Origin of the sequence: Modestobacter sp. VKM Ac-2983, assembly GCF_026967885.1 — a bacterium.
In the GTDB taxonomy this organism is placed as follows: Bacteria; Actinomycetota; Actinomycetes; order Mycobacteriales; family Geodermatophilaceae; genus Modestobacter.
Genome location: NZ_JAPVBK010000001.1, coordinates 788,484 through 804,792 on the forward strand (window position 1 = coordinate 788,484; position 16,309 = coordinate 804,792).

Here is a 16,309-nt window from a genome sequence, read left to right on the forward strand (position 1 = left end):
AGCCCCGCGGCTAGGGTCCGCAGCATGAGCGAGCAGCAGGCCGGGGAGCCCGGTCCCGTCCCCGTCGTCCGTGCCTCCGACGCCGAACGCGACGCGGTCGTCACCCGGTTGCAGACCGCCCTCGGCGAGGGGCGGATCAACGTGGACGAGTTCACCCAGCGGGCCGACGTCGCCTACGCCGCGGTGACGACGGCCGACCTCGACGGGCTGCTCGCCGACCTGCCCGCGCCGGCCTCCGCCGTCCCGGCGTTCGGGGAGGTCGTCGGCGAGCGGACGACGGGCACCATCGCGACCGTCTTCGGCGACGTGAAGCTGACCGCGACCACCAGCGTGCCGGAGCGGGCCAGCACCGTCTTCGGCGACGTCCGCATCGACCTGCGGGGGCTGCGCACCTCCGAGGAGGTGGTGGCGCTGCAGCTGGGCACGGTCTTCGGGGACGTCGAGGTGATCGTCAGCGAGGGCGTGGCCGCCGAGATCGAGGGCTGGACGGTCTTCGGTGATCGCAAGACCCAGCTGGCGCCGGTGCCCCGGCTCCCGGGGACCCCGCGGGTCGTCGTCCGGGGTTGGACGGTCTTCGGCGACCTGAAGCTCCGCAGCCTGGCGCCGGGGGAGTCGCCCAGCCGCTGGCGGGCCGTCCTGGACCGGCTGGCCGAACGCCGGTCGGCCCCGCCGCCCGCCGGCTGAGCCGGGCGGCGGGGGCGGGCGGTTCAGGACTCGTCGTCGCCGAAGGGGACGGCCGAGTACTGGTTGAGCTTCTCCAGCGAGTGCAGGCTCTCGATCGAGCGGATCGTGCCCGAGCGCGAGCGCATCACCAGCGACTGGGTGGTCGCCCCGCCGGCGCGGTACCGCACCCCGCGCAGCAGCTCGCCGTCGGTGATGCCGGTGGCGACGAAGAAGACGTCGCCGCCCACCAGGTCGTCGATCAGGAGCACCCGGTCCAGGTCGTGGCCGGCGTCCAGGGCGCGCTGCCGCTCCGCGTCGTCCTTGGGCCACAGCCGGCCTTGCAGCGCGCCGCCCATGCACTTCAGGGCGCAGGCGGTGATGATCCCCTCCGGCGTGCCGCCGATGCCCATCAACAGGTCGACACCGGTGCCCTCCTGGGCGGCCGCGATCGCCCCCGCGACGTCGCCGTCGGTGATGAACTTGATCCGGGCGCCGGCCTCGCGCACCTCCCGGACCAGGGTCTCGTGCCGCGGCCGGTCCAGGATGCAGACCGTCACGTCGCCCACCGAGCTGCTCTTGGCCTTCGCCACCTTGCGGATGTTGTCCGCCACCGGTGCGGTGATGTCGACGACGTCGGCGGCGGCCGGCCCCGTGGCGATCTTGTCCATGTAGAAGACGGCGGACGGGTCGTACATCGCCCCCCGGTCGGCCACCGCCATCACCGCGATCGCGTTGGGCATGCCCTTGGCCATCAGCGTGGTGCCGTCGATCGGGTCGACCGCGACGTCGTAGTCGTTGCCCCAGCCGTCGCCGACGTGCTCGCCGTTGTAGAGCATCGGGGCCTCGTCCTTCTCGCCCTCCCCGATGACGACGACGCCGCGCATGTGCACCGTGCCGATGAGGGCGCGCATCGCGTCGACCGCGGCGCCGTCCCCACCGTTCTTGTCACCGCGGCCGACCCACCGGCCGGCGGCCAGGGCAGCGGCCTCGGTGACCCGGACGAGCTCCAGGGCCAGGTTGCGGTCCGGCGCCGGGCGGTCGGTGCGCAGCGTCGAGGCCGGCCGTGGGTTCAGCGGGCCATCGGGCAGGGGAAGGGACACGGGACCTCCTGTGGGCCGCCGAGCGGCGCTGCTCGACGGGGTGGTGGAGCGGTCCTGCGATCCTAGGGGCATGCCCGACACCGGCCAGGACGGCGAGCAGCCCCGGCCCGCCCAGCCCTCCGCCACCGTGACCGACGCCGCGACCGGCGCCTCTCCCGACGCCGGCGCCCCCGCTGCCTCCCCGGCCAGCGACCGGATGCTGCGCTTCACCCCGGCCAACATGATCCGGTCGTTGCTGCCCCTGCTGGTCGTCTGCCTGGTGATCGTGGGCGTCACCGCCCTGCGGCAGAACCCCGAGGACCCGGTCCGCGACGTCGACCCGACCAGCGCGCAGCGGGCGGTCGCCGCACTGGCCGGCTACGAGCTGCTGGTGCCGACCGACCTGCCCGAGGGGTGGCGGTCGACGAGCGTGCGGACCGACGCCGGGTCGGTGCAGGCCGGCGACCCGGTCACCCTGAAGATCGGCTGGTTCACCCCCGGCGAGGAGTACGCCGGCTACGTGATCAGCGACGACCCGGGCGCCCCCGCGGTCGCCGACGTCCTCGGCGGGGCGGCTGCCGACGGCACCGAGCAGGTCGACGGGGAGACCTGGGACCGGCTGGAGACGCAGCGCGGGGAGACGGCGCTGACCCGGGTCGCCGACGGCGCCACCCTGGTGGTCACCGGTTCGGCGACGGAGGAGGAGCTGACCACGCTGGCCGGCTCGCTGGAGCCCTACGCCCCCTAGTCGTCCTGCCCGGGGGGAGCCGCTGCGGCCAGTCGTTCCCGGGCCCGGTCGAGCCAGTGCTGGCACAGCTCGGCCAGCTGCTCGCCGCGCTCCCAGAGCGCCAGCGACTCCTCGAGGGTGAGGCCGCCGGATTCGAGGCGGCGCACCACGTCGGCGAGCTCCTCGCGGGCCTGCTCGTAGGTCTGGGTCGGCTCGACGGCCTGCTCGGGCTGTTCGGTCACGGTTGCCCATCCTCCCCGGCGGGCGTGCGGTCGACCCGCACCGGGAGCCGGCCACCGGCCACCCGGACCTGCAGCCGCTCGCCGTCGGCCACCCCGGCCGGGTCGCGGACCAGCTCGCCGTCGGCCCGCTGGACCAACGCGTAGCCGCGCTCCAGCGTCGCCGCCGGGGAGAGCGCCGCGACCCGGGCACGGGCGTGGACGAGGTCGCGCTCGGCGCCCTCCACCCGGTGGCTCAGCGTGCGGGTGGCCCGGGCGCGCAGCGCGGTGACGTCGTCGGCGCGGCCGGCCAGCAGCCGCTGCGGGTCGGCGAGCACGGGACGGCTGCGCACCGACTCCAGCCAGCGTTCCTGCTGTTCCAGCCTGCTGCCCAGCAGGTGCCGGGCGCGAGCGCGCAGCCCCTCGACCAGCCGCGTCTGCTCACCGATCTCCGGGACGACCCGGTGGGCGGCGTCGGTGGGGGTGGCTGCCCGGACGTCGGCCACGTGGTCGACCAGCGTGGTGTCGGTCTCGTGCCCGACCGCCGTGACGACGGGGGTGCGGCTGGCGGCGATCGCCCGGACCAGGCCCTCGTCGGAGAAGGGCAGCAGGTCCTCGACCGACCCGCCGCCGCGGGCGATGACGATCACCTCCACCGTCGGGTCGGCGTCCAGCCGCTGCAGCCCGGCGATCACCGACTCGGCCGCCGTCGGGCCTTGCACGGCGCAGTTGTGCATCGCGAAGCGCACCGCGGGCCAGCGCCTCCGGGCGGTCACCAGCACGTCGCGCTCGGCGGCGCTGTCCCGCCCGGTGATGACGCCGACGACGGCGGGGGCGAAGGGCAGCGGGCGCTTGCGGACGACGTCGAACAGGCCCTCGGCGGCCAGCAGCCGGCGGATCCGCTCGATCCGGGCCAGCAGCTCACCCAGGCCCACTGCCCGGATCTCGGTGGCACGCAGCGAGAAGGACCCGCGGGCGACGTAGTAGTCGGGGCGGGCGCGGACGATCACCCGGGAGCCCTCGGTGAGCTCCAGGCCCGGCCGGTCGGCGACGTCCCGGTGGCAGGTGACCGGAACCGAGAGGTCCGCGGCCGGGTCGCGGAGGGTGAGGAAGACCGTGGCGGCGTTGCCGCGCCGGGACAGCTGGGCCACCTGGCCCTCGACCCACACCTCGCCCAGCCGGCCGATCCACTCGGCCACCTTCCGGGCCACGGTGCGCACCGGCCAGGGCGACTCGGGGGACGACGGACTGGTCACCCGCCCGAGCCTGCCAGACGGCGGACCCCCTCCTCCCCGGACCTCGTGAGCCCGGGGCGGGCCTCCGGCGGGGACCGGCTCAGCCGGGGTAGCCCGGGGCAGCGGGGAGGCCGAAGAACTCCTCCATGGTCGGCACCCCGGTGCGCTGCATCTCGGTGGCCAGCGGGACGCCGACGTACCGGACGTGCCAGGGCTCGTACTTGAACCCGGTCACGTCCTGCCTGCCCTCGGGGTACCGCACGAGCCAGCCGAACTCGGCGGCGTGGGCGGCCACCCACTGGCCCTCGGCCGTGGTGGCGAAGCAGCTCTCGATGTCGCAGCCGCCCCCGCCGACGTCGGCCGCCAGCCCGGTCTGGTGCTCGCTGTACCCGGGCCGGGCCACCTGCACCTCGGCCCGCTCCTCGCCGAACCGGCTGACCTGGGCGCTGAAGAGCCCCACCTGGTACTCGTACGGCCGGTAGGCGCTCTGCACCCCCAGGTCGAGTCCCTGGGCCGCGGCGGCGCTGATCATCGCGTCCATCGCCTGCGCCGCCTCCGCCCGCAGCTGGTACCCGTTCCCGATCGGGACCAGGTCGGCCGGGGCCCAGTCGATCGGGCTGAGCGGGCGGGCCTTGTTGACGACCACCCAGCTGCTGGCCGGGTCGGTGATCGACAGCTGGGTGCGGTCGAAGGCCGGCGGGGTCGTGGGCTCGGGTGACGGGGGCAGCGGCGTCGGAGGCGTCGCGGTGGCCGTGGTGGGGGCGATCGTGGCGGGGCCGCCCTCGGCGATCGGGACTCCCTCGTCCCCGTCGCCCTGCAGCCAGACCGCACCGCCGACGGCGAGCACGGTCACCAGGGCGAGCAGCAGCAGGAGCCAGCGGCGTCCGCGGTGCCGTGCCGGTGCCGCCGGTCCTGCCGTGCCCTGGTCGTCCACCGTCTCCTGCTCGCCTGCCTGCGTCGTCCTGGTCACCGGCTCAGCCGCGGTCGGCGCTGAGCTTCTCCAGCCGGTTCTGCAGCAGGGTCACGTAGGGCGCCCGGGCGCGGGTGGCCCGCTCGTAGTCCAGCAGGTCGGCCACGGTCTCGGTCGGGTAGGCCCGCAGGTGCCCGCGCAACGCCGGGATGCTGAAGGAGTCGTAGCCCTCGACCGGGCTGACCGGCGCCCCGTCGCCGGCCGGCTCGGTCCCGTCCGAGGGGATCAGCGGGTCGCTGGCGGCGCTGTCGGTGACATCGCTGCCGGGAGTCACGCTCTCCGCGGCCTCCGGGCCGCCGAGGTCGACCAGCTCGTCGGCCGCGTCGTCGAGCGCGGGGACGTCGGGCACCGCGTCGTCGACGATCTGGGTCTGCCCGGGCACCTGTTCCGGAGCGACGTCCTCCAGCGTCGACACGCCGCCGGCGAGGACCTCCGCGGGCGGGGTGCCGGGCACCGCGGGCTCGGCGACGAGCTCGTCGGCGACCGCCTCCCCGATCTCGGTCTCCTCCTCGACGACGTCGGAGACGGTGTCGGCGGTGAGGTCCTCGAGCACCTCGTCCGGGACGGCGTCGGGCACCTCCGCCGCGACCTCGTCGGCGACCTCGGCGGCCAGCTCGTCGACGACCGCGGTCACCGCGTCGGCGGCCGGGTCGTCGGGCAGCGCAGCGACCTCGGCCGGGGTCAGGTCGGCGACGGTGTCGTCGGAACTGGCCGCCAGCACCGCCGCCACCTCCTCGGAGAGGTCGTCGGGGTCGGCCACCGGCAGGTCGGCGGCGGCGAGGTCGTCGGCCAGCGTGTCGGCGAGCTCCTCGGCCGGTGGCTCGTCACCGAGGTCGTCGTCGAGGTCGACGACCCGGTCGAAGGCCGAGCTGCGCCCGGCCGAGGTCGGCCGGGCCGGGGGTGGCGTCGGGGCCTCGTCCACGTCGTCGTCGAAGGTCGCCATCCCCGGCTCGGCGTCGCCGCGCAGGCTGGTGAGCACCTCGTCGCCGCGGGCCACGAGCCCGGAGTACTGCTGCTGCAGGTGCAGCGAGGTCTGCAGGGCCTGACCGATCAGCCGGACCGGGAGCCCCGGCAACGTCGTGGGGAGCTTGCGTGCCTCATCGAGCACGGTGGCGGCCAGTCCGGCTGCCGCGCGGACCACCTCGGGGATCTCTCGAGCCATGGGGCACAGGGTGCCGCACGTGGCGATCACCGGCAGCCCGACCCCGCGCGCCGTCCCCCGTCCGGGCGGACCGCCCGCCGTCCCGGCGTGTCCAGCGCCACCCGTTCCGGCCTGCGGGGGCCGGTCCGGCGCGGCGGACCCACCTACCATGGGGTCATGGCTGAACCTCGTGGACGCGTCCTGCTGGCCGATCCCCGGGGGTACTGCGCCGGCGTGGACCGGGCGGTCATCGCCGTCGAACGGGCGCTGGAGATCCACGGCGCCCCCGTCTACGTCCGGAAGCAGATCGTCCACAACAAGCACGTCGTGGCGACCCTGGAGCGCCGGGGCGCGGTGTTCGTGGAGGAGACCGACGAGGTTCCCGAGGGCGCGGTCGTCGTCTTCAGTGCCCACGGGGTCTCCCCGGCGGTGAAGGCAGAGGCGCAGGAGCGGTCGCTGCGGACCATCGACGCCACGTGCCCGCTGGTGAGCAAGGTGCACATGGAGGCCAAGCGCTTCGCCAAGGACGACTACGACATCCTGCTGATCGGTCACCGCGGGCACGAAGAGGTCGAGGGCACGATGGGCGAGGCCCCGTCGAACACCCAGCTCGTCGACGGCGCCGAGGACATCGCCAACGTCCAGGTGCGCGACCCGGAGAAGGTCGTCTGGCTCTCCCAGACCACGCTCTCGGTCGACGAGACGCTGGCCACGGTCGACTCGCTGAAGACCCGGTTCCCCGGTCTGCAGAGCCCGCCGAGCGACGACATCTGCTACGCCACGCAGAACCGGCAGCAGGCCGTCAAGCAGATGGCCGCCGAGTGCGACCTGGTGCTGGTCGTCGGATCCACCAACTCCTCGAACTCGGTGCGGCTGGTCGAGGTGGCCCTGGAGGCCGGTGCCCGCGACTCGCACCTGGTCGACTTCGCCTCCGAGATCGACGAGTCCTGGCTGTCCGGCGTCGGCACGGTCGGGGTGACCAGCGGCGCCTCGGTGCCGGAGATCCTGGTCAGCGAGGTGCTCGACTGGCTGGCGACCCGCGGGTACGCCGACGTCGAGACGGTCAAGGCCGCGGAGGAGCGGTTGGTGTTCGCGCTGCCGCACGAGCTGAAGCCGCGCCGCGAGGCGCTGGCGGTCGAGGCCGAGTAGCGGCTCCCGCGCGGCGAGAGCGGCCGGGACGCAGGACGGGCCGGCATCCCCGCGGGGGTGCCGGCCCGTCCTGCGTCCGAGGTCGGTCAGCGGCGGGCGGCCAGCCGGCCCAGGGTGATCACCAGCGCGGCGCCGGTGGCCAGGCCCATCGCCGGGAAGCCGCGCACGAGCAGCGTCGCCAGCGTGGGGAGGTTCAGGCTGGCCGACGGTGCCAGGCCGATGTTCAGCAGGGCCACCGCGACGAAGACCAGGGGCGGGGCGACCAGGACGCTCAGCAGGTCGCCTCGCCGGGTGACCAGGGCGGCGCCGATGGTCCCGACGGTGAGCGCCACCAGGGTGATCGTGCCGAGGCCGAGACCGATGTAGGAGTCCGCCGCTGCGGCGACCAGGGTGACCAGGAAGACGCCGGCGATCGCGAGAGCTCCCCGGATCCCGGTGCTCGCGGCACGCGCGCCGCTGGCGGAGGACCCGCGCCGACGCCCGTCGCCGGGCGCATCGGCCGGCGGGCGGCCGGCGCCACGGGGGTCGGCCGCCCGACGCTCGGGCGGGCGGGGGGCACGCTCGGGGGGACGGCCGGGGACGGCACCCCCGGCGGCCCGTGGCGACGGGTAGCCGCGTCCTGCGGCCCGGCCGGCGTCGCTGCGTTCTGCACGCACGGCGTCCTCCCGCCTGTCTCGAACTCGGGCATCGACAGTGACCGGAGCGATGGTGCACCTCCTCGTCGGCGATGGAGGGCCCAGGCCACCCCACCGGTCGGGCCACGGTATCGGCCCGACCTGAGTGAACGCCGGACCCGGCCGGGAGTGGCGGGCCAGAACTCGCCGGTGTCGCACCGCCGGGGTGGCGCATTCTGGGCACGGGCACCCCAGTCACCCCACGCGTCTCGGTGGTCACCTCCTGGCTGTCGCACCGGCCGGCGGGTGGCCGGCGGTGGCTGCCCGGGCAACACGAGCCGGGCACCGGACACGGGCGGCCCACCGTGCGGGACAATGGCAGGTCGTGCGGGCACCGCGTCCGCCAGGATCCCTCCAGGAGGACCGGCCCGCATGAGCTCGGTGAGCGAGGTCCCCGAGGTCGCCGCGCGGGACGACGAGCGGCTGACCGCCCGCGACGCATGGGCGGTCCTGCGCAGCTGCCGGGTGACCGAGCTGTGGCGCACCTCGTGGTCCCGCTTCCGCTACGGCGACGGCTTCTCCCACGCCCGGGCGCTGGGGCTGCAGTTGTCGCTGGCCGCGGTGCCGCTGCTGATCGCCGCGATCGGGTTGAGCAACCTGCTCGAGACGCCGTCCGTGCGGTTGCTGGTCGACCGGACGGTCCTGCAGCTCTCGCCCAGCTCCTCCGACGCGATGGTCCGGCGGGTGCTGTCGCCGTGGAGCGGCGAGCCGGACGGGATCCTGCTCGCCACGGTGCTGGGGCTGGCCGCCGCGACGTTCGCGATGGCCACCGCGATGGGCCAGCTGGAGCGCGGGGCCAACCGGATCTACGGCATCCAGCGGGACCGGCCCACCGTCGCGAAGTACCGCCGAGCGCTGCTGCTGGCCGGCCTGGCCGGGGTGCCCCTGCTGGTGGGTTCGCTGCTGGTGACCACGCTCGTCGCCGCGGCCGAGGCGATGGACGACGTGTACGGCGTCGAGGAGGAGGGCGTCGTGCTGGTGGTCGGCCCGATCGCCGTCGGGCTCCTGCTCGCCGCGATCACCCTGATGCTGCGCCGGGCCCCGCATCGCCGGCAGCCCGGCTGGTCGATGCTGGTGCTGGGCAGCGTCCTCGCCCTGGTGCTCTGGACCGGGTTCACCCTGCTGCTGGCGGGTGCGCTCGACCTGATCGGCGAGCTGGGCTCGGCCTACGGGCCGCTGACCGGTGTCATCGCCCTGCTCTTCTGGGCGCAGCTGACCTCCGCGGCGATCTTCCTGGCCTTCGCCGTCTCCGCCGAACTCGAGCTGGCCGCCATCCGGACGGTCGAGGGGCGGCTGGCCCGGAACGGCACGCCGCCCGCAGCGGATTCCCGCTCGAGTGGGTCGACCACTGCGGGCGCGACCACCTGACCGACCGCGGTCCGGGTCCGGCGAGGAGCGGTCGCATCAGCCCGTGGTGCCATCGCGTTCGCCGATCTCGGGCAGCTCCTGCGTCGGCGGCCGCAGGGCGCGCACCGTGCCCTCGACCGGTGCCGGCGTCGGTACCGGCGCCGCGGCGACGCCGAGGTCGTCGAACCGGCGGGTGGCCACCAGCACCGAGCGCTCGTAGGACCCGACCGTCTCGTTGTACCGGGTCAGCGCCGAGCCCAGAGCCGAGCCGAGGCGGGTCAGGTGCCCGGACAGGGTGCTCAACCGGGCGTGCACCGTGCGCCCGGCCTCGAGCACGGCCGCGGCGTCGTGGGCCAGCCGCTCCTGCCGCCAGGAGTAGGCGACCGTGCGGAGCAGGGCCAGCAGCGTGCTCGGGGTGGCGATGATGACGTCGCGGCCGAAGCCGTGCTCCAACAGTGCCGGCTCCGCCTCCAGGGCCGTGGTGAGGAAGCCGTCGGCGGGGACGAAGAGCACGGTGAAGGGCGCCGCGGTGCCGAACGCACTCGGGTAACGGCGCGCGGCGAGGACGTCGACGTGGGCCCGGAGCTGCCGGGCGTGGTCGGCGACCCGCTGGGCGCGCACCGCCGGGTCGGTGGCCTGGACCGCCTCGATGTACCCGGTGAACGGCACCTTCGCGTCGACGACCACCTGCCGTCCGTCGGCCAGGGTGACGACCAGGTCGGGGCGCACGCCCGTGCCCTGGTCGGTGGTGCCGGAGGGCTGCTCGACGAAGTCGCAGTGCTCCAGCAGGCCGGCCACCTCCACGACCCGGCGCAGCTGCAGCTCGCCCCACCGGCCGCGCACGTGCGGGGTGCGCAGCGCGGTGACCAGGGCGGCGGTCTCCTGGCGGAGCAGGGCCGAGGTCTGGCCGATGGTGCCCACCTGTTCCCGCAGCTCACCGTGGGCGGTGGCCCGGTCGCGCTCGATGCCGGCCAGCAGCCGGTGCAGGTGGTCCAGCGACTCGTGCACCGGCTCGAGGGCCTCCGGCGCGGCACCGGCCCGCCCGCGGACGGCCACCAGCCCGAGGGTGACGGCGGCGGCCAGGAGCGCACCGATGAGGAGCCCGACGAGCAGGGAGGCGGCGTCCATGCCGGCCAGGTTGCCGGACGGGTGCGACAGTTCCGGTGAGGCGCCCCAGGTGTCAGGCATAGGAAGCTCTTCACCTGGTCTGTGGCTCAGAACCGGGTGAAGAGCTTCCTATGCCTCGGCGGGGACCGGGGCGTGTTCGGCCTCGTGGTCCAGCAGCCAGCGCTTCACCGGCGTGCCCCAGCGGAAGCCGCCCAGGCCGCCGCCGGTGGACAGCACCCGGTGGCAGGGGACGAACAGCGCGGCGGCGTTGCGCGCGCAGGCCCCCGCCGCCGCCCGGACCGCCGACGGGCGGCCGCAGCGCTCGGCGAAGGAGGCATAGGTGTCCGGCTGACCCGCGGGCACGGTGCGCAGCACCTCCCAGGCGTCGGTGAGGAACGGTCCGGAGCGCTGGCGCACCGGCACCGCGTCGATCGCGGTCACGTCGCCGGCGGTGAAGGCGGCGACGACGTCGAGCACCGGCAGTGCGTCGGCCCGCTCCACCCAGGTCGGCCGCAGCGCGCGGTGCACGACCGGCAGCAGCTCGCCGACGTCGTCGGTCCAGCCGCTGGCGAGCACGACGTCCGCGCCGTCCTGGCCGGTGGTGACCAGCACGGTGAACGGGCCGGGCGGGGTGGCCGTGGTCGCGTAGCGGGCAGCTGCGGTGGTCATGACGGGCTCCGATCGGGAGTGGTGCCGCGGGTGAACAGGGAGGGGACGGCCAGCGCCCACAGGTGCATGACGGCGTAGGAGCGCCACGGCCGCCAGCGGGCCGCGGCGTCGGCGTCGGAGCTGTCCAGGGCGGCCAGGCTGCGCCGCAGCGCCAGGTCGCCGGGCAGCCACACGTCGGGGTCGGCCAGCCCGCGCAGCCCGACGAGCGCCGCGGTCCACGGGCCGATGCCGGGCAGGGCCAGCAGCCGACCGCGGGCCTCGTCGCGGTCGGCGCCGGGGTCGAGGGGGACGCTGCCCTCGGCCAGCGCTGCGGCCAGGGTGTGCACGGTGCGCCGGCGGGCGCCGGTCAGCCCCACCGCCGAGATGTCGGCGTCGACGAGGGCGTCGGCGCGCGGGAAGGCGTGGGTGAGGGTGCCGACCGGCTCGGCCAGCGGCCGGCCCGCCGCGGTGACCACTCGGGCGGTGAGCGTCCGGGCGCCGGCCACCGACACCTGCTGGCCGAGCACCGCGCGCACCGCCAGCTCCTCCGCGTCGGGGGCGGCCGGCACCCGCCGTCCGGGGGCGCCGGCCACCAGCGGAGCGAGCGCCGGGTCGGCGCCGAGCACCGCGTCCACGGCGGCCGGGTCGGCGTCCAGGTCCAGCAGCCGCCGGCACCGGGAGACGGCCACGCCGAGGTCTCGCAGCTCGGTCAGCCGCAGCCGGGCGAGCACCGCCGGGCCGCCGTCGGGGGCCGGGGAGAGCCGGACGACGGCCGGGCCGTGTGGGAGGTCGAGGACCCGGGAGAACGTCGTCCCGTCCCACTCCTCCAGCCCCGGGGTGGCGTGCGCGCCGAGGAAGAGCAGCACCTCGTCGGCGGCGAACGGCGCGCGGGCGGCCAGCCGCAGGGTCAGCCAGCCGGGGGCACCGCCGTCGCTGCGCGGGGTGGCCGGGCGGAGGGCGGAGGGGGTCGTCCCGAACACCGACCGCACCGTGTCGTTGAACTGCCGGATGCTGGCGAAGCCGGCCGCGAACGCGACGTCGGCCATCGGCAGCAGCGTGGTCTCGATCAGCAGCCGCGCGGTCTGCGCGCGCTGCGCGCGGGCCAGCGCCAGCGGGCCGACGCCGAGCTCGGTGGTGAGCAGCCGGTGCAGCTGGCGCTCGGAGTAGCCCAGCCGCGCGGCCAGCCCGCCGACGCCGCCGCGCTCGACCTCGCCGTCGGCGATCAGCCGCATCGCCCGGGCGACGACGTCGGCGCGCACGTCCCACTCCGGCGACCCGGGGACGGCGTCCGGGCGGCAGCGGCGGCAGGCGCGGAAGCCGGCCGCCTGGGCCGAGGCGGCAGTGGTGTGGAAGGAGACGTTGCGCTCCAGGGGCGTGCGCGCCGGGCAGGACGGGCGGCAGTAGATGCCGGTGGTGTGCACCGCGGTGACGAACCACCCGTCGAAGCGCGGGTCGCGGCTGGTGACGGCGCGGTAGCAGTGCTCCACGTCGAGCCGTCCGCGTTCCAGCACCTCGGTCATGGCACGAGCATGGCACCGTCCGGCGGGGTCGACTGGCGGCTTTCGGACACGGCGGTGACGGCCCCGCCGTCCACCGATCGGTGGACGGGCGACCCACGCTCCGGTGGTCCCGGCGGGCCGGGCGCGGCGACAGGCTCGGGTCATGACGACGACGGAGGCAGCACCCCTGCCGACCACGACCGGCGGGGACACCGCCGCCATCGTGGTCCGCGGGCTGCGGAAGAGCTATGGCGGGAAGGCCGTCCTCGACGGGCTGGACCTGGAGGTCCACCGCGGCGAGTGCTTCGCGCTGCTCGGGCCCAACGGCGCGGGCAAGACCACGACGATCGAAGTGCTCGAGGGGGTCCGGCGTCGCGACGCCGGTGACGTCGAGGTGCTGGGGGAGGACCCGGCCACCGCCGGCCGCTCCTGGCGGGCCCGGATCGGGGTGGTCAGCCAGGGCGAGGGCGCCGGCCAGGCGCTCAGCGTGCGGGAGACCCTCGACCACTTCGCGCACTACACGTCCACGCCGCGGCCCACCGACGAGCTGCTCGCGGCGGTCGGCCTGGCGGAGAAGGCCGACACCCGGGTGGCTCGCCTCTCCGGCGGCCAGCGACGCCGGCTCGCCGTCGCCCTCGGGGTGCAGGGCCGGCCGGAGCTGGTCTTCCTCGACGAGCCGACCACCGGGATGGACCCGGTGGCCCGGCGGCAGTTCTGGCAGCTCGTCCGCGACCTGCGGTCCGGCGGGACGACGGTGCTGCTGACCACCCACTACCTGGACGAGGCCGCCGAGCTGGCCGACCGGGTCGGCGTCATCGCCGGCGGCCGGCTGGTGGAGGTCGCCCCGCCGGCCGAGCTCGGTGTGCCGCTGCGCCGGCAGGCCACGGTGCGCTGGCGTGAGGACGGCGGCTGGCGCGCGGTGCCCACCGAGACCCCCGCCGCCGTCCTGCGCGACCTGCTCGCCGCGAACCCGCACGGCGAGGTCCCCGGCCTGACCGTCACCCGCCCCGACCTGGAGGACGTCTACCTCGCCCTCGTCGCCACAGCCGGAGGAGAGCCCCGATGACCGCCCTGACCACCACCCGCCCGGCCCCGCCCTCGACCGCCCGCATCGCGCTGGCCCGGGTCGGCGTGGAGCTGCGGCTGTTCGCCCGGGAACGCCAGCAGGTGGTGTTCTCCTTCGCCTACCCGGTCGTGATGATGGTCGTCTTCGGCTCGGTGCTCGGCGGTGACGTGCTGCCCGGCGGAGTGCCGTTCCCGCAGTACTTCCTGGCCGGGATCGCGGCCACCGGGATCATGCTGACCAGCTTCCAGGCGGTCGGGACGGCGATCGCCGCCGAACGCGAGGCAGGCCAGCTGGAGCGGCTGCAGCTGCTGGGCACCCCGCCCGCGGCGTACTTCGCCGGCAAGGCCGGGCAGGTGCTGGTGACGACGGCGGCGCAGCTGGCGTTGCTGCTCCCGGTGGCCCGCTATGGCTACGACGTGCCGTTGCCGGTGGACCTGGGGCACTGGCTGACGTTCGGCTGGGTCGCCGCCCTGGGGGCCCTCGCCGGCACGGTGCTCGGCATCGCGGTCTCGGCGCTGCCGGGCAGCGCCAGCTCGCTGACCACCTCGATCTCGGCGTTCGCGATCGTGCTGCAGTTCTTCTCCGGGGTCTTCTTCGCCTTTCCCGAGCTCCCCGGCTGGATGCAGCAGGTCGCCGCGGTGTTCCCGCTGAAGTGGCTGACCCAGGGGATGCGCTCGGCGTTCCTGCCCGAGCAGGCGGCCGCGTTCGAGGTCGCCGGCGGGTGGGAGCACGGCAGGACTGCCCTGGTGCTGGTGGCATGGGTGATCATCGGCGTCATGGTGTGCGTGCGCACGTTCCGCTGGCGCCGGGCCGACGGGTGACCGTCGGTTCCCGGATCCGGTCCGCCGTCGTCCCCACGCCCGGTGGGGACGACGGCGGACCGCCGCTGTCCGAGCGGGGGTGGCGGGTCACCGTGCTGGTGCTGCACGTCGCCTTCGGGCTGTTCCTCACGCTGGCGGTCCTGAACACGCTGCTGAGCGACGTCGGCTCCCGGGCGGTGCTGCTCAGCGCCCTCGGCGTGCTGCTGGTGGCCTACGCGACGCTCGGCGCGCCCGCCGTCACCAGCCGCGACCAGCGCCGGGCCACCGCCTACCTGACGGTGCTCGTCGGGGTGGTCGGGGTGCTGGCCTGGGAGTTCCCCGAGCTGCTCTTCCTGATGTTCCTGGCGTTCCCGCAGGTCTGGTTCCTGGCGGAGTCCGCCATCGCGGGGCTGTGCTGGACCGGCGCACTGACGGTCGCGGCCACCCTGGGCCCGCTGGTGCACTGGTCGGAGGGCACCGAGCCGATGTCCGGGCCGGGACAGACCCTGGTCGGGGCGGCCTTCAGCGTGGCGATGGGCCTGTGGATCACCCGGGTGCTGGAGCAGAGCCGCGAGCGGGCGCTGCTGATCCGGGAGCTGGAGGCGACCCGCGCCGAGCTCGCCGCGGCGCACCGCGAGCAGGGCGTCGCCGCGGAGCGGGAGCGGTGGGCCCGCGAGGTGCACGACACCCTGGCGCAGGGCTACACGAGCATCGTCGTCCTGGCCCAGACCGCCGCCGGGCAGCTGCCCGGCGACCCGGGCGCGGCGGGGGAGCGGGTGGCCCTGATCGAGGAGGTGGCCCGGGAGAACCTGGCCGAGGCCCGGGCGATGGTCGCCGCCTTCGCGCCGGTGGCGCTGGACTCGGCGACGCTGGTCGAGGCGTTGGCGCGGCTCGCCCAGCGGTTCGGTCGGGAGACCGGCCTGGCGACGCGGCTGGACACCGCGGCGCTCGCCGACGACGCCGGCCTGACCCGGGCGGAGGAGATCGTGCTGCTGCGCGGTGCCCAGGAGGCGCTGGCCAACGTGCGCCGGCACGCCGCGGCGAGTGCGGTGGTGCTGCGGGTCAGCCGGGTGGGGACCGGGGAGGAGGCGCAGGTGTCGGTGCACGTCGAGGACGACGGGGTGGGCTTCGAGCCGGGGACGGCGGCCGGGGTGGGGCTGGCCGGGCTGCGGGACCGGGCCGAGCAGGTGGGCGGCGGGGTCGAGGTCGTCTCGGCACCGGGTGCGGGCACCCGGGTGACGGTGCGGGTGCCGGCGCGATGACCCGCATCGTGGTGGTGGACGACCACCCCGTCGTCCGTGGCGGGCTGGTCGGCTGGCTGGCCGCCCAGCCGGACCTGGAGGTGGTGGCCGAGGCCGGCGACGGGCTGGCGGCGCTCGCGGCGGTCGCCGAGCACGAGCCGGACGTCGTCCTGATGGACCTGCGGATGCCACGGATGGACGGCGTGACGGCCACGGGCCGGATCGCGGCCGCGCACCCGGGCGTGCGGGTGCTGGTGCTGACCACGTACGACACCGACGCCGACATCGTGCGCGCGGTCGAGGCCGGGGCGACCGGCTACCTGCTCAAGGACACGCCGTTGCCGCAGCTGGCCGACGCGGTGCGGGCGGCGGCCCGCGGGGAGACGGTGCTGGCGCCACCGGTCGCGGCCCGGCTGGTGTCCCGGATGCGGGCGCCGGCGTTCGAGACGCCGACGGCCCGGGAGCTGCAGGTGCTGTCCGGGGTGGCGCGCGGGCTGACCAACGCCGACATCGGACGGGAGCTGTTCATCGGTGAGGCGACGGTGAAGACGCACCTGCTCCGGGTGTTCGCCAAGCTCGGGGTCGACGACCGCACCCGGGCGGTCCTGGTCGCGGTCGAGCGCGGCCTGCTGGCGGGCCCCGGCTCGGCCGGCTGATCGAGGCTCCCGGTCGCTCTGTCAAGGGGCTGCGCACATCTGTGGACAGGCGCCTGAGCTGGGGATTCGCGTTGTGAGGGTGCGTCCTC

General features: G+C 75.6%; 17 protein-coding genes. 8 read left to right on the forward strand and 9 right to left on the reverse strand.

Going from position 1 to position 16,309, the window contains the following annotated elements; translation table 11 throughout:
* The first annotated feature begins 24 nt into the window (after positions 1 to 24).
* On the forward strand, positions 25 to 684 hold the full coding sequence (locus O2W18_RS03675; protein WP_269186209.1) for a DUF1707 SHOCT-like domain-containing protein: 660 nt from the start codon (positions 25 to 27) through the stop codon (positions 682 to 684).
* A 23-nt stretch (positions 685 to 707) separates the two neighbouring features.
* Here O2W18_RS03675 and glpX read toward each other — a convergent pair whose 3' ends face one another.
* Positions 708 to 1,763, reverse strand: coding sequence for a class II fructose-bisphosphatase (glpX, locus tag O2W18_RS03680; RefSeq protein WP_269186210.1), 1,056 nt, complete (start codon positions 1,761 to 1,763; stop codon positions 708 to 710).
* Between the two features lie 70 nt (positions 1,764 to 1,833).
* On the opposite strand from glpX, the gene O2W18_RS03685 reads away from it, so the two are divergent.
* Entirely contained in the window at positions 1,834 to 2,490 is a 657-nt protein-coding gene (locus tag O2W18_RS03685) for a DUF4245 domain-containing protein (RefSeq protein WP_269186211.1), read from the forward strand.
* Here O2W18_RS03685 and O2W18_RS03690 read toward each other — a convergent pair.
* The 4 genes from O2W18_RS03690 to O2W18_RS03705 form a co-directional block, all read right to left on the reverse strand.
* Complete coding sequence (locus O2W18_RS03690) at positions 2,487 to 2,711, reverse strand: exodeoxyribonuclease VII small subunit (protein WP_269186212.1); 225 nt, start codon at positions 2,709 to 2,711, stop codon at positions 2,487 to 2,489. The two genes, O2W18_RS03685 and O2W18_RS03690, sit on opposite strands and share 4 nt — an antisense overlap.
* Positions 2,708 to 3,943: an exodeoxyribonuclease VII large subunit gene (xseA, locus tag O2W18_RS03695; RefSeq protein ID WP_269186213.1), complete on the reverse strand. Its 1,236-nt coding sequence runs from the start codon at positions 3,941 to 3,943 to the stop codon at positions 2,708 to 2,710. Before xseA ends, O2W18_RS03690 begins: the two co-directional genes overlap by 4 nt.
* 79 nt (positions 3,944 to 4,022) lie before the next feature.
* The gene (locus O2W18_RS03700; RefSeq protein ID WP_269186214.1) at positions 4,023 to 4,892 is read right to left on the reverse strand and encodes a M15 family metallopeptidase; all 870 of its coding nucleotides are present in this window, start codon (positions 4,890 to 4,892) and stop codon (positions 4,023 to 4,025) included.
* Between the two features lie 4 nt (positions 4,893 to 4,896).
* On the reverse strand, positions 4,897 to 6,054 hold the full coding sequence (locus O2W18_RS03705) for a hypothetical protein (protein WP_269186215.1): 1,158 nt from the start codon (positions 6,052 to 6,054) through the stop codon (positions 4,897 to 4,899).
* Between the two features lie 156 nt (positions 6,055 to 6,210).
* Here O2W18_RS03705 and O2W18_RS03710 point away from each other — a divergent pair, with 156 nt between their 5' ends.
* Positions 6,211 to 7,182 carry a 4-hydroxy-3-methylbut-2-enyl diphosphate reductase gene (locus O2W18_RS03710; protein WP_269181996.1) on the forward strand — a complete coding sequence of 324 codons (972 nt, stop codon included), beginning with the start codon at positions 6,211 to 6,213 and terminating at the stop codon, positions 7,180 to 7,182.
* An 86-nt stretch (positions 7,183 to 7,268) separates the two neighbouring features.
* Here the strand turns inward: O2W18_RS03710 and O2W18_RS03715 are convergent, their stop codons facing one another.
* Complete coding sequence (locus O2W18_RS03715; RefSeq protein ID WP_269186216.1) at positions 7,269 to 7,838, reverse strand: DUF6542 domain-containing protein; 570 nt, start codon at positions 7,836 to 7,838, stop codon at positions 7,269 to 7,271.
* Positions 7,839 to 8,228: 390 nt separating this feature from the next.
* Here O2W18_RS03715 and O2W18_RS03720 point away from each other — a divergent pair, with 390 nt between their 5' ends.
* Complete coding sequence (locus O2W18_RS03720; protein WP_269186217.1) at positions 8,229 to 9,224, forward strand: YihY/virulence factor BrkB family protein; 996 nt, start codon at positions 8,229 to 8,231, stop codon at positions 9,222 to 9,224.
* A 36-nt stretch (positions 9,225 to 9,260) separates the two neighbouring features.
* On the opposite strand, the gene O2W18_RS03725 is transcribed toward O2W18_RS03720, so the two are convergent.
* Genes O2W18_RS03725 through O2W18_RS03735 form a run of 3 tightly spaced genes read right to left on the reverse strand, consistent with a single transcriptional unit; the run spans position 9,261 to position 12,478 of the window.
* On the reverse strand, positions 9,261 to 10,391 hold the full coding sequence (locus O2W18_RS03725; protein ID WP_269186218.1) for a DNA recombination protein RmuC: 1,131 nt from the start codon (positions 10,389 to 10,391) through the stop codon (positions 9,261 to 9,263).
* 48 nt (positions 10,392 to 10,439) lie between these two features.
* Positions 10,440 to 10,979: a methylated-DNA--[protein]-cysteine S-methyltransferase gene (locus tag O2W18_RS03730; protein WP_269186219.1), complete on the reverse strand. Its 540-nt coding sequence runs from the start codon at positions 10,977 to 10,979 to the stop codon at positions 10,440 to 10,442.
* Positions 10,976 to 12,478, reverse strand: a complete 1,503-nt coding sequence (locus O2W18_RS03735; RefSeq protein WP_269186220.1) for an AlkA N-terminal domain-containing protein — start codon at positions 12,476 to 12,478, stop codon at positions 10,976 to 10,978. The genes O2W18_RS03730 and O2W18_RS03735 overlap by 4 nt, the downstream gene beginning before the upstream one ends.
* A gap of 142 nt (positions 12,479 to 12,620) precedes the next feature.
* Between O2W18_RS03735 and O2W18_RS03740 the strand changes: the two genes are divergently transcribed.
* The 4 genes from O2W18_RS03740 to O2W18_RS03755 are packed head-to-tail and all read left to right on the forward strand — an operon-like array spanning position 12,621 to position 16,220.
* On the forward strand, positions 12,621 to 13,523 hold the full coding sequence (locus O2W18_RS03740) for an ABC transporter ATP-binding protein (RefSeq protein ID WP_269186221.1): 903 nt from the start codon (positions 12,621 to 12,623) through the stop codon (positions 13,521 to 13,523).
* Positions 13,520 to 14,344 (forward strand): ABC transporter permease, encoded by an 825-nt coding sequence (locus O2W18_RS03745; RefSeq protein WP_269186222.1) that lies wholly within the window; start codon positions 13,520 to 13,522, stop codon positions 14,342 to 14,344. The genes O2W18_RS03740 and O2W18_RS03745 overlap by 4 nt, the downstream gene beginning before the upstream one ends.
* Positions 14,341 to 15,585, forward strand: a complete 1,245-nt coding sequence (locus tag O2W18_RS03750) for a sensor histidine kinase (RefSeq protein WP_269186223.1) — start codon at positions 14,341 to 14,343, stop codon at positions 15,583 to 15,585. The genes O2W18_RS03745 and O2W18_RS03750 overlap by 4 nt, the downstream gene beginning before the upstream one ends.
* On the forward strand, positions 15,582 to 16,220 hold the full coding sequence (locus tag O2W18_RS03755; protein WP_269186224.1) for a response regulator: 639 nt from the start codon (positions 15,582 to 15,584) through the stop codon (positions 16,218 to 16,220). Before O2W18_RS03750 ends, O2W18_RS03755 begins: the two co-directional genes overlap by 4 nt.
* Positions 16,221 to 16,309 lie beyond the last annotated feature (89 nt).

Excerpts from the sequence above, each read along its gene's own strand:
- O2W18_RS03740 (WP_269186221.1), top strand. The coding sequence starts at position 12,621 with ATGACGACGACGGAGGCAGCACCCCTGCCGACCACGACCGGCGGGGAC.
- O2W18_RS03745 (WP_269186222.1), top strand. The coding sequence starts at position 13,520 with ATGACCGCCCTGACCACCACCCGCCCGGCCCCGCCCTCGACCGCCCGC.
- O2W18_RS03705 (WP_269186215.1), bottom strand. The coding sequence starts at position 6,054 with ATGGCTCGAGAGATCCCCGAGGTGGTCCGCGCGGCAGCCGGACTGGCC.
- O2W18_RS03710 (WP_269181996.1), top strand. The coding sequence starts at position 6,211 with ATGGCTGAACCTCGTGGACGCGTCCTGCTGGCCGATCCCCGGGGGTAC.
- O2W18_RS03755 (WP_269186224.1), top strand. The coding sequence starts at position 15,582 with ATGACCCGCATCGTGGTGGTGGACGACCACCCCGTCGTCCGTGGCGGG.
- O2W18_RS03675 (WP_269186209.1), top strand. The coding sequence starts at position 25 with ATGAGCGAGCAGCAGGCCGGGGAGCCCGGTCCCGTCCCCGTCGTCCGT.
- O2W18_RS03725 (WP_269186218.1), bottom strand. The coding sequence starts at position 10,391 with ATGCCTGACACCTGGGGCGCCTCACCGGAACTGTCGCACCCGTCCGGC.
- O2W18_RS03720 (WP_269186217.1), top strand. The coding sequence starts at position 8,229 with ATGAGCTCGGTGAGCGAGGTCCCCGAGGTCGCCGCGCGGGACGACGAG.
- O2W18_RS03685 (WP_269186211.1), top strand. The coding sequence starts at position 1,834 with ATGCCCGACACCGGCCAGGACGGCGAGCAGCCCCGGCCCGCCCAGCCC.
- O2W18_RS03735 (WP_269186220.1), bottom strand. The coding sequence starts at position 12,478 with ATGACCGAGGTGCTGGAACGCGGACGGCTCGACGTGGAGCACTGCTAC.
- O2W18_RS03730 (WP_269186219.1), bottom strand. The coding sequence starts at position 10,979 with ATGACCACCGCAGCTGCCCGCTACGCGACCACGGCCACCCCGCCCGGC.